Annotated in this window: 10 protein-coding genes and 1 pseudogene; 5 read left to right on the forward strand and 6 right to left on the reverse strand. The window is 41.4% G+C overall.

What is annotated here, in order from left to right:
• Positions 1-33 precede the first annotated feature (33 nt).
• From RMY63_RS29345 to RMY63_RS29365, 5 genes and pseudogenes are all read right to left on the reverse strand, one after another.
• Positions 34-1,722, reverse strand: coding sequence for a fasciclin domain-containing protein (locus RMY63_RS29345; protein ID WP_322732080.1), 1,689 nt, complete (start codon positions 1,720-1,722; stop codon positions 34-36).
• 741 nt (positions 1,723-2,463) lie between these two features.
• The gene (locus tag RMY63_RS29350; protein WP_322732081.1) at positions 2,464-2,928 is read right to left on the reverse strand and encodes a GNAT family N-acetyltransferase; all 465 of its coding nucleotides are present in this window, start codon (positions 2,926-2,928) and stop codon (positions 2,464-2,466) included.
• A 41-nt stretch (positions 2,929-2,969) separates the two neighbouring features.
• Positions 2,970-4,655 carry a M14 family metallopeptidase gene (locus tag RMY63_RS29355; RefSeq protein ID WP_322732082.1) on the reverse strand — a complete coding sequence of 562 codons (1,686 nt, stop codon included), beginning with the start codon at positions 4,653-4,655 and terminating at the stop codon, positions 2,970-2,972.
• Between the two features lie 471 nt (positions 4,656-5,126).
• Entirely contained in the window at positions 5,127-5,999 is an 873-nt protein-coding gene (locus RMY63_RS29360; protein WP_322732083.1) for an HAD family hydrolase, read from the reverse strand.
• A 214-nt stretch (positions 6,000-6,213) separates the two neighbouring features.
• Positions 6,214-6,386 (reverse strand): annotated as a pseudogene (locus RMY63_RS29365) (IS66 family transposase); the annotation flags it as partial.
• 31 nt (positions 6,387-6,417) lie between these two features.
• Here RMY63_RS29365 and RMY63_RS29370 point away from each other — a divergent pair.
• The 3 genes from RMY63_RS29370 to RMY63_RS29380 all read left to right on the forward strand — a co-directional run bounded on the left by RMY63_RS29370 (position 6,418) and on the right by RMY63_RS29380 (position 7,153).
• Positions 6,418-6,543 (forward strand): hypothetical protein, encoded by a 126-nt coding sequence (locus tag RMY63_RS29370; RefSeq protein ID WP_322732084.1) that lies wholly within the window; start codon positions 6,418-6,420, stop codon positions 6,541-6,543.
• Between the two features lie 173 nt (positions 6,544-6,716).
• A complete protein-coding gene (locus tag RMY63_RS29375) occupies positions 6,717-6,842 on the forward strand; it encodes a hypothetical protein (RefSeq protein WP_322732085.1) in 126 nt (41 codons plus the stop codon).
• Between the two features lie 173 nt (positions 6,843-7,015).
• Positions 7,016-7,153 (forward strand): hypothetical protein, encoded by a 138-nt coding sequence (locus RMY63_RS29380; protein WP_322732086.1) that lies wholly within the window; start codon positions 7,016-7,018, stop codon positions 7,151-7,153.
• Positions 7,154-7,417: 264 nt separating this feature from the next.
• On the opposite strand, the gene RMY63_RS29385 is transcribed toward RMY63_RS29380, so the two are convergent.
• The gene (locus tag RMY63_RS29385; RefSeq protein ID WP_322732087.1) at positions 7,418-8,917 is read right to left on the reverse strand and encodes an HlyD family efflux transporter periplasmic adaptor subunit; all 1,500 of its coding nucleotides are present in this window, start codon (positions 8,915-8,917) and stop codon (positions 7,418-7,420) included.
• A 197-nt stretch (positions 8,918-9,114) separates the two neighbouring features.
• Between RMY63_RS29385 and RMY63_RS29390 the strand changes: the two genes are divergently transcribed.
• Together RMY63_RS29390 and RMY63_RS29395 are read left to right on the forward strand one after the other, a co-directional pair.
• The gene (locus tag RMY63_RS29390) at positions 9,115-11,262 is read left to right on the forward strand and encodes a peptidase domain-containing ABC transporter (RefSeq protein WP_322732111.1); all 2,148 of its coding nucleotides are present in this window, start codon (positions 9,115-9,117) and stop codon (positions 11,260-11,262) included.
• A gap of 193 nt (positions 11,263-11,455) precedes the next feature.
• The gene (locus RMY63_RS29395; protein ID WP_322732088.1) at positions 11,456-11,689 is read left to right on the forward strand and encodes a hypothetical protein; all 234 of its coding nucleotides are present in this window, start codon (positions 11,456-11,458) and stop codon (positions 11,687-11,689) included.
• Positions 11,690-11,695: the final 6 nt, after the last annotated feature.

Raw genomic sequence — 11,695 nt, forward strand, 5'->3', positions numbered from 1 at the left:
TGCGCCCTTATTACATGTTCTACTTCTATTTACCTAGAAGTTATAGCCAATTCCTAACTGTAGTCCGACATCAGTATCATCCACAAAAGCAGCATTTACACCACCTGTTAGCGTCAGTTTAGAACCGATAGGAAGGTCTACACCACCTGTTAACAGTAATCCAATATCAGTATCAGCATTAGCTTCAATTGCTACACCAGCACCGATGTAAGGAGATATAGCAAAGCTTCTTTCACCCACTGAACCTGCTCTACGGGGAGAAAAATCTAAAGTCACAGGAACTAGAAATATTGTATCGTCCCCAAAGATTACCGATGGTCGCACTGATAGATTGTTTGTTAGACCAAGTTTGCTGATCACTGTAAAATTAGTGTCGCTCAGAGCTGTATCATCGCCGCTCAAACCAATGTTACCACCAACTCCGATATAGCTTCTGCCACCACGAGTACTTCTACCTACGTTAACATCAGGTGTTGTACTTCCTGTTGGTGGCTGATTTAACTTACTGATGTTAACATCAGGCGGAATTAGGACTTGGTTAATTGCATGGATAATACCATTGCTAGCTTTTACGTCTGCTTGGAGAACTCTGGCATCATTCACCGAAACTTGACTACTGGCGGAATCGATTTTAATATTTACAGGTTTTCCTTCATCGGTTTTCAATTCTCCTGCCGAGAGTTGACTAGCAGTTACCGCACCTGGAACCACATGATATCTCAAAATCTTAACTAATGCTTCTCTGTTTTCTGGTTGCTCTAACTGTTGTAAGGTAGCAGCAGGCAAAGCAGCAAATGCGTCATTGGTGGGAGCGAAGACTGTATAAGGGCCTGGCTGTTGAAGAATATCTGCTAGACCGGCTGTCTTTAATAAAGAAGTTAGAGTTGTAAAAGAACTACTGGATGCAGCCAGAGAAACAATATCAGTACTGACAGGAGTTCCAGCTACAACGTACTGACTAGCTGGAAGATTGCTAGCAATAGGTTGTGCCCGTCCCTGTTTAACTAAAGCTTGATATAAAAGTGCTGCTGCTTCCGCACGAGTCAAAGACTGTTGCGGATTGAGTTGTTTTACATCCGGGTAGTTGACAACAAGATTACCTACTGTTGCTGCTGCCACACTGCCAACAGCATATTCTGGAATTGCTGAAGCATCGTTATAGAAATTAGTGAGAGTACTTGTATCGCCACCAGTTAAACCTAAGCCACTACTTAAAGCAACGATCCCCTGCACTCTGGGAATTTCTTGATTTGGTCTAAACACATTCCCCGGATAGCCTGCCAAAAATCCAGTTTCGTAGGCGCTTTGAATTGCAGCAGCCGCCCAGTAGTTAGCAGGAACATCACTAAATCCACCTGCACTTAATTGCCGAACTCGGTTTTGGTTACTGAAAGCTTTTTGAATCAAGGCAGCAAATTCAGCACGAGTCACAGGCTGATTTGGTCTATAAGTACCATCAGGAAAGCCACTAATCACGTTATTCTCAGCTAGAGCTTGAATGAAGGGACGCGCCCAATAATCTGAGGAAACATCAGACAGGTTAACTGTTGAAGTAGGTGATGGTGTTACAGGTGATGGTGTCTCAGGTGATGGTGTCGCAGATGGAACAGGAGTTTGAGATGAAGCTGGGGCAGAAATTACGATGGGAGTTATTGTAGCAGCTGTCATTCCCAGAACTAGCAAAGCAACCTTTGTTGATGACCAACGAGACAAACTAGACATGGAAATATCCTCTTTTCAATTTTTTGGGTTGACTATTGGAAAATACTGGATGCAAGGTTAAGTGAATATAGATATCCAGATGATTATTTGGTTTGCCTTGATATGGAAACCAGAAATGAAACCCGTTAACTCTGGAAAGTTCAAATGTGGGACATTATGAGTAGCTGATCTGATATCTCATAACATTTATCCAAATGTTTACCACATATAGCATGGGATTCCTATTTGTTTTTTAAAGAACCGCAGATCGCACTAAAGAGAAGTACGCATACTGTGGTAATCTCTTCTGTTGCAACAATAAAGATAATTAATGCAGGTAGGCGATTTTATCAGTTCTAAAATTGCAGTCAAGCAGTAAAATAATTGGCCTTTGATAGCCATCTCTTTATAATTGCCGAGGGTTTCATGCCGTCAAACTTAATGTATCATGATCTTTTGCAATATTTAATAAATAAAATGCCTCTTGGCGATATGATGTATTGTTAATCTGTGATCGAAATTATACAACTAACTCAGGGCTGGATTTTGGGGAAAAACTTTCACTCTTTAGATAGTTGTCTTTGATGGTAAATTTTCAAATACTAGACTGGAAATTAGCGATCGCAATCAAAATTTTCGAGCATGATTGCGCCAATATTTTCGGCTAAGAATTATTTTTTTACAAAAGACTATTTTATAAAAGGGAACCCAAAGATAAACTAGGGTTTTTGAAAGATGTCTAATCTGTATCAATCTTGCTCATCACTCCTCTGGAGGTAGGGCAACAAATCCAGTTTTTAGTCCACGTTTGAACCCTGCATTTTCATAGAAGTGCAACGTCTCTTCGCGTTTTGAGCCACTCAGAAGCATCACTTTATAGCACTGTTGCTGCCATGCTAAAGCTAAGGCATAATGCAGCACTTGTGTACCATATCCCTGTTGTCGATAATCGAGATGGGTGACAACATTTTCAATAATACCGTATGGACGTGCGCCACGCGTCAAGTTGGGAACAATGGTTAAATTACATGTTGCTACTAACTGGTTATCAACATCAGCCACAATGTAATATAAACGGGGATCGTGTAAAATTCCATCCCAGATAGATTGTAAAACATCATCAGTCGGTAGAGGCGCATCAACAGGATTTAGGTGATTATATAAAGCCAAAAGTTGGGGAAGTTCGTCGCGTGTAATTAGGCGAACGTTAATTATCGATTTAGACAAAGTTGTATTAGGGTAATTTTTGAGAATTTTAAATGTCAAAATTATGGGAATGTCAATTCAGTGCGAGCAACTCCAGCACGTTCATGACAAGCTAGCAGTTTAACTGTACTACCTTGAGGCGCACGCACCACCCATTCCACTTTTGCCCGATCCTTGGTAGGATCGCTGTGCCGTCTAATGGGAGTTGAAGGCTTGTAGGCTCGTCCTTCTAATTGACCTAACTCTTCACGAAGCTTACCCGTTACTAAAGTTCCCCCAGGAGGTAGTTCGATTTCACAGATACAGCCCCGCGCCAGCTTTTTTTCTAAAGCTTTTTGGGTGACATTAGTGGGCAACCAGCCTGTGTTATGCACAACCAATTGCACCCGATAAGTATTATCACCCAAGTTGTGAACACTGGCTTCGTAAATCTCTAAACGAGGAGATATTAACAGATGCCAAACCAGCCATTCTGGGAAGAGGGCTATTTCTTTCTCTAGAAATTCAGGGGGTGGATTTGTCCAAGCGTACATGGTATCCCAGCCGCCTAGTTCAATCTGACCGAGTTGGGGATGCTCGAAGGGATACCAATCTACGTAGCCTTTGCCTGCAAGTTTTTCATCGTTCCAACGCAGCAACTTCAAGTCATCTTCTACAGAGTGTTCTCGCTGCCAATCGATGTATTTGTAATCATTAATTCCAGCTTGGCGCTGTGGACTCCAGACTTCCACTGTCCAAGCAAATAGACCCTGATATTCATAAGCCCAGTCGTCAAATGTACCTGTAATTACGTCTTTGGGGTCATAGCGGAAATCATGAAAGGCAGAGATAGCTGGGTATTGAGTAAGTTCAGTACCTTTTGCACCAATGCATTGATAAGTGCGGAGGTCATTGACCGGGAATTCGTCATCACTGAGGTGGGTATAGGGACGGATGAGAACACCGCTGAAAGTGTGAAAGGCGATCGCTCCGGTAATATTAGGATGTGTAGTGATAAATTGAACAAGCGATCGCACTTCTGTTTCAGATGTAGGATAAGGGCCAGCCCCCGATTGCTCAGATTCTTGCCGCCACAAAAATGGAAAATTCCGGTTTAAATCTAGCCCTTCCTTAGAACGCTGAATTTGAATCTGAACTCCGTCGTAATTTTCTATCTTTCCTTCTGGTAGTACGCGATAATACTGACCACCGATTTCTGTTGGTTCGCGTCGCACCAGCAGGCGAGGTTCAGTAGGACAGACTTTCCAAGCCCCATTAGCATCGGGAATTCGCATCACTAAAATCCGACCATCGCCATCGATATCTTCCATCACTAACCCATCGTTGCCTTCCTCATCATGGGGATAAGGACGAGTACCAGAGCGAATAAATTTCGGTTTGTCAGCCAATGCCAACTCAGCACCATCAGGATTGACACGGGGACAAATGTAGAAGGTGCGGGTATCTAAACAACGGGTAATTTCTGAATGAGTACCGTAAGCTGTAACTAATGTTTGCAATAGGTATAAACAAACACTTGATGGCGCTAATTCAGTGGCGTGAATATTGCCATCAACCCAGAGGGCAGGCTTTTCTTGATGTGCGCCAGTGGCAAAGTTGGTTACTGTCAATACCCAGATGTCACGTCCTTCATAACTCTTGCCAATGCTTTCTATGCGTACTAGTTGGGGAAATTCCTTTGCATAACTGTGTAGAATGCGTGTCAGGTCTTCATAACGATAGTATTTATCAAACCGAACATCTGGCATAACAAATTTCCCCATACACCCGTTGATCATTATTTACCATACTAAGGTAAGTGCATCTCAAACACTATTCATAAGCGGATTTAGAGGCATTATCATCTTGATCAAATAATTACTAATTCGTAATTATCAAGTCGGAATAATAAGCTAACGCGTCTACATATTGCACAAACTCTGTGTAGACCGTCATTAGTCATTAGTCATTTGTATTTACTAAGGACAAAAGACAATTGACAAAGGACAACCTCACGACTTGATGTGCAACTTAAATGCGTAACAGCTTATCAATTAATTTATGCCGTTTTGTATCCTCAACTCGTGGGTCTTGCATTGCCGCAAAATGGTCTGCAAGCATTATTTTCGGCTTAATTTTCATCCTCTCAGTATCATTAAGAGTAATTTTTGACAGCTTAATATCTCTTAAGAGTATTACCGAGCGATCGCATCTCCATCAAAATAGCAGCCTTGACGATGCTAGCGGATGTCAGAGTCTGATTTTACAGCACATTTGTTCGACCAATCCTGACGAATGTATTTAACCACGCTGTCTTCTGTATTTAAGCCAATTACCAATGACGAGTAACGCTTGAGTTCGGCATCTGCGTTAGCAACTGCAATGGCACGATCAGCAATTTTGAACATTTTAATGTCATTAATTTGATCTCCAAAGACCACAATCTCACTTTCCTGTAACCCATAATTCTCTACCAGAGTCCGAATAGCTTGGTCTTTAGTAGCTTTGCAGTCATGAATTGTTAACCAGTACCACCCCGGAGAGTATTGGTTCTCGATCAAGTGTGTCTCTGTGGTAGTTCCATGTTTTTGAATAATCGCACCTTGAAGTTCGAGCAGTTGTTGTGCGTCCCCAATTACGGTCAGACAAACGACTTGATCGCTAAAAGAATGCATCAAATCTTCAATTGTTCGCCATCTTCGGTCTTTGCTTGTGAGGCGATCATTAAGATACCATCGCATACCCTCGTTGATTACATCTTTATAGTAAGCACAATCTTCTCTGCCATTAAAACTAGATACAAACGGAACACAGCCGAACTCCAGGATAAGTTTGTAGATACTTTCAACTACAGAAGGACAAATAGAGTTAATGATTTCATGTCTGCCAGAATCCAAATCAGAAATAAAAGCACCATTAAATTCGATAACTGGTAGACGAAGATTCAAACCTTTCAGCATCATTTGCATAGAAACAACGCTACGCGCACTAGCTACAGTAAACTGTAGTCCTTGATGCAAGAGTTCGTGAAGGACTTTCTTGCTCAACAAAGAAAGAATTGCATTATCTCCAAGCAATGTACCGTCTAAATCTGAAACATAGACAGTGTTCATAAACTTTAGCTGCCACTGATTGAGACGAGAATTATATCTTAATTTACGGTAAATCGCTAGAGTTTATGTAACCTGAGTTCGATACAATAAAAAGTCTGAAAACTAGACATAGTAGGCAATTAAGCAACACAGGTTCATTTCACCTAATGTCAATAAGCTTAGATAAATTTGCCAGATCTGAAAATATCACAAAATCAGAATTAGAGAATTATAAACGTTGCTGAAAATGACAAGTTTGCACGACAGTCAATAGACTTGAGTATGGCCAAATCGACACAGCGATCGCGAACCACCACTAATTTTTCGTTTAGTAACAGCTAGTTGTAACGAGCATTCTGCCAAGTTATTATCAAGAAGTACTTCTGGATGGTCAAGAAAATACCACCACTAGTCGTATTTATCACCAAAGGATTGCATCATGAAAACAAACAAACAAGTTCCGGAACAACCCAAAACACTAGCAAAGCCATCTTTGCCCATAGTGCCTCTGACTGACAAAGATATGTCTTATATCAGTGGTGGCGACATAATACTACGCTACTAAGCACTAAGTTTGTCCCTTTTGTAGGGTATTTTAGAGGGGTCATAGAGGCTTTTAGAGATTCTTTAACCAGCACTGCAAGCGATCGCCCAAAGCCAAGAGTAACTGACAACTCTGGTTACTAGGAACAAGTTCAACCAACCATCTCAATTTACTTAAATACGAAGGATTTTATCATGAAAACTAATAAACAAGTTCCGGAACAATCCAAAACATTAGCAAAGCCATCTTTGCCCATAGTGCCTCTGACTGACAAAGATATGTCTTATATCAGTGGTGGCGACATAATACTACGCTACTAAGCACTAAGTTTGTCCCTTTTGTAGGGTATTTTAGAGGGGTCATAGAGGCTTTTAGAGATTCTTTAACCAGCACTGCAAGCGATCGCCCAAAGCCAAGAGTAACTGACAACTCTGGTTACTAGGAACAAGTTCAACCAACCATCTCAATTTACTTAAATACGAAGGATTTTATCATGAAAACTAATAAACAAGTTCCGGAACAATCCAAAACATTAGCAAAGCCATCTTTGCCCATAGTGCCTCTGACTGACAAAGATATGTCTTATATCAGTGGCGGTGGCGGATTATTGTTAGCACGCCACTTCAACTAAGCACTAAGTTTGTCCCTTTTGTAGGGTATTTTAGAGGGGTTATAGAGGCTTTTAGAGATTCTTTAACCAGCACTACGAGCGTAAATCATCTTACTAACCTGGCGTTACGAGTTATTCGACTCCAAGATGCTAAGTACCCTGTACTTCCGAGCGCAAAGCGCAAAACCAAGAGTAACTAGCAACGCCGGATTCCTAGCAGAGCATTGGCAAGAACAATCGTGAAGTTAGATGGGAACTTAACTTTGGAGCGTTTCCAAAGCCCAATTATAAATCTGTGATCAGCCTTGCCTTTCTCAAAATAAATGTCAGCAAAGTTTCTTCTTTGGTAATAATGTCTGCTGTAACTTGCATTCCTGGTTGAATGAAATAGGATTGATTGTCCTTCTCTAAAGAAAGCTTTTGCGGCTGGATTGTCACCTCGTAGTAAGGTGCAGGTGAAGTGATCGTGTTACTTTGAGGTGTAATCGCATCAGCAGTTATAGCTCTGACAGCACCAGCAAGCGTACCATAATCCGGATAAGGATAGGCAGAAACCCGCAAAACTACCTTGCCCTGTTTACAATCTGAAACTTTTTGTTCCTGACAAACTTTCACCTTGCCAATATCTTGAGATGCAACATGGGCTTTGACTAGCAAAGCAGCATTAGTAGGGGCAATTTGAGCTATCACATCCCCAGAATGTACTACTTGCCCAGGATTTCTCAGTTCCAATTTCAGGATCGTGCCTGCCACCGTTGTGCGAATTACAGCTTTTTGTAGTTCAGTTTCGACTTGTTTGAGGTCTTTTTGAGTATCGTTAATTTGATTTTGAGTTTGAATCCGACGCTGTAGTAGACTTTCTCGTTCTTGGTTTAATCGGGCTAAGTGAGTACCACCACTGGCTCGTTCTGTAGCAATTTTCTCTTTTGCGATTGATATCACTGCATTACTTGGATTCAGTGCAGCTATCTCTTTATTGCGTTTGGCGATCGCCACTGACACTGCCTGTTTTGCCTTTGAAATCTCTTGCTTTTGACTTTCAGCAGATGCTTTTGCCGACAATACAGCTTGTTGTTGCTGAGTCACCGTCAGTTGTGCTTCTTCGAGTTGATTCTGAGGAATTGAGCCGGAAGAGGCGATGATTTGATAGCGATCGCGCTTAACTATTGCTGCTTGTAATGCTGCCTCATTAGCTCTAACCTGAGCTTGGGCTGATTTTAACTCGACTTGAGCTTTTTGCAAATCATTAGAAGCGATTTTAATATTAGCGTCAGCTTCCTGGACTTGACTACTAGCAGTAAGTTTTCTTTGTTGATAGTCGCGTTGAGTATTCCTTAAACCTGCTTCGGCTGAGGCTACAGCGCCGTTAATACGGTCAGTTTCGGTCTTTACCTGCTCATCCACCGTACCAATTTGGGCATCCAGTTGCCCTAATTGCAACTGGTTTTGTTGAATATTCCCTCCCAGTTGGCTTTTTTTTATCTGGAGTTGGGAATCGTCGATGGTGGCTATGACATCTCCCTTTTTGACCACCTGATTTTCTTTGACTAAAATACTTTTAATACTTCCTTCACTAGCAGATTGCACAAGCCGCACTTCCCCACTAGGTCGGACGTTTGCAACAGCTTTGACAGTGACATTATACTTGATGACAGCAGCAAAGGTAATGGCTGCACCCACTGTTGCGACTAAAAAAAAGCTACCAAAGTTTGTCCAAATGCCGATAGCAGGGAGAAAATCCTCGCTTTTTACTGTACGCAGTAGGTCTGGATGTAGATCACTCAAGATGATAATGATTTGGAAGAATGTGTCGTCATTTATCAGATGTTTGACTGAATTACCTTAGTGTTTTAGTAGACTTGAATAATGTCAATCAAAACTAAGCTAATCTTCATTCGGAAACACCGCCACTAACTCTAGTACAGCATGGCGTAAATATAGGCTAACAAATTCTATTGGCTAATTTATAAACATATATGTTTATTAATTATCCGTGTATATTACAGCACGGTGAGTCAGATTGTGGGGCAGCTTGCTTGGCTTCGATTGCTAAACACTACGGGTCTAATCTCGCAATTAGCCACATTCGGGAAGTTATCGGCACAGGCCAACAGGGAACAACGCTACTGGGTTTGAAACGAGGTGCAGAGGCTTTAGGATTCAATTCCCAAGGAGTCAAAGCGGCACCAGAGATTCTTGATCAAATTGATGATCTACCTTTGCCTGCAATTATTCACTGGCTGGGATATCACTGGGTGGTATTGTATGGGCGGCAGGGCAAGAAGTATGTGATCGCAGATCCTGCTATTGGTATCCGTTATTTGTCCCAAAAGCAACTAACCGAGGGCTGGCAGAATTACATCATGCTGTTACTGGAGGCTGACCCAGTTCGCCTCGCCGAACAGCCAAATGATCAAGTTAACAATTTAGAGCGCTTTTTACAGCGCATTTTGCCGTACCGAGGGATTGTATTACAAGCATTGCTACTCAATTTCGTTCTCGGTCTAATTACTCTTGCTTACCCGTTTCTGATCCAAATCCTTAGCGATGATGTGCTGGTACGGCAAGATACAAAGCTACTTAACGGTATAGTGATTGCCGTTGTTGTCATAAGTCTAATTGGTAGCGGACTGAGACTAGTGCAGTCAAACTTGATTGCCCACTTTGCTCAACGCCTAGAGTTGGGACTGATTCTGGAATTTACCAGGACGATATTACGCCTACCGCTAACTTATTATGAAACGCATCGCAGCGGCGAAATTATTAGCCGTCTTCGAGATATCCAACGGATTAGAAATGTTATCTCCCAGCTTTTAGTTGCTTTACCTAGCGAGTTTTTTATTGCCATTGCGTCTTTAGGTTTCTTGCTTTTTTATAGTTGGAAACTCATGCTAGTTACTGCTTTTATTGCAACTATTATGATGCTATCGACGCTACTATTACTACCTAAACTCCGCCAAGAAACTCGCACAGTCTTAGCTGAAGATGGGAAAAACCAAGCGATTTTGGTAGAAACTTTTAAGGGAGGACTAACGCTTAAAACTACTTCCGCCGCTCCGCAATTATGGGAACAACTTCAATGGCGTTCTGGTAAGGTGGGTGCTATGACTTTTCGTGCCATCCAAATTATAGTTGTTAACCGCACGTTCTCAGATATTGTCTCTAATCTTGGTAGCGTTGGCTTATTATGGCTTGCCAGCCAATTGGTATTTGCTAGAGAAATTAGTATTGGTCAACTCGTTGCTTCCTATACTCTAGCTCAAAATGTGATTCGGTTAATGACTGATTTGGTCATCATCATTAACGAATTAACCTGGATAAAAACTGCTGCTGAACGTCTGAGCGAAGTTACTGATGCGACTTCTGAAATTTCACCAGGCGATGCCATTAAACCTTTTGTTAACATCCCTGCTAGTGCTGATATAGTTTACTCTGACATCAACTTTAATTATCCTGGTCAAGTTGATTTATTAGAAGACTTCTCCCTGATAATTCCTGGGGGTATGGTCGTTGCTTTAATTGGCGAATCTGGCTGTGGTAAAAGTACATTAGCGAAATTAATTGCGGGATTGTATACTTTGCAATCTGGTAATATTCGCATCGGGAAGTATAACTTGCAAGACCTTTCTCTTGATTGTTTGCGCCAACAAGTTGTTCTGATTCCCCAAGAACCTCACTTTTGGAGTCGTTCAATTATTGCTAACTTTCGTTTAGCCGCTCCCCATGTCACTTTTGAGGAAATCGTCACCGCCTGTCAAATGGCAAAAGCGGATGAATTTATTAGTCAACTACCTGATAAATATCAAACGGTTTTAGGAGAGTTTGGCGCAAGTATTTCTGGAGGACAACGGCAACGATTAGCAATCGCCAGAGCGATTGTCACTGATCCACCAGTCCTGATTTTAGATGAATCAACTGCTAACCTCGACCCCATTAATGAATTCCGAATCCTCGACCAACTTTTGTCTCATCGGCGTGGCAAAACTACCATCCTAATTAGTCATCGCCCTAGAGTTATCATTCGTGCTGACTGGATTGTATTACTTGAGTGCGGCAAGTTGGTGCTTCAAGGCTCCCCAGATGAGCTACGTTCTAAACCAGGGACTCATTTAGACTTCTTGATGTCTTAGCTCGACTTTATCCAAAATTAATAACTCGCGGCAAGCTACGCCTCTCCACTTTTGGCACAACTTTTGGAATCTCAAAGTTTCGGCTAGAATCAGCTACCATCATACGCACACATAGAATGGCAAAATTAACTTCACTTAGAATAATAAAGACACAATTACAATACGTGTACCAAAATTAATTGCAACACAAGTAATGTTGCTTGCTCGTAGACTTGATTCTGGCGAAAATATTGAATTAGACACAGAATCAAAATTTGCCAATAATAATTTTGTGATTAAATCTAATTTTGCGGATTATGAAAATATCACAAAATCAGAATTAGAGAATCATCAAATAATTATACAATCTACACCGTCTCGTAGAGAAGGAGAGACGCTGCGCGAACGCTATCGAACGTCATTGTCAATTACGAATTATTTTGATTAAGTTTTA

The organism is Nostoc sp. ChiQUE01b, assembly GCF_034531255.1.
Lineage (GTDB): Bacteria > Cyanobacteriota > Cyanobacteriia > Cyanobacteriales > Nostocaceae > Nostoc.

Excerpts from the sequence above, each read along its gene's own strand:
- RMY63_RS29345 (WP_322732080.1), bottom strand. The coding sequence starts at position 1,722 with ATGTCTAGTTTGTCTCGTTGGTCATCAACAAAGGTTGCTTTGCTAGTT.
- RMY63_RS29355 (WP_322732082.1), bottom strand. The coding sequence starts at position 4,655 with ATGCCAGATGTTCGGTTTGATAAATACTATCGTTATGAAGACCTGACA.
- RMY63_RS29360 (WP_322732083.1), bottom strand. The coding sequence starts at position 5,999 with ATGAACACTGTCTATGTTTCAGATTTAGACGGTACATTGCTTGGAGAT.
- RMY63_RS29370 (WP_322732084.1), top strand. The coding sequence starts at position 6,418 with ATGAAAACAAACAAACAAGTTCCGGAACAACCCAAAACACTAGCAAAG.
- RMY63_RS29375 (WP_322732085.1), top strand. The coding sequence starts at position 6,717 with ATGAAAACTAATAAACAAGTTCCGGAACAATCCAAAACATTAGCAAAG.
- RMY63_RS29380 (WP_322732086.1), top strand. The coding sequence starts at position 7,016 with ATGAAAACTAATAAACAAGTTCCGGAACAATCCAAAACATTAGCAAAG.
- RMY63_RS29395 (WP_322732088.1), top strand. The coding sequence starts at position 11,456 with ATGTTGCTTGCTCGTAGACTTGATTCTGGCGAAAATATTGAATTAGAC.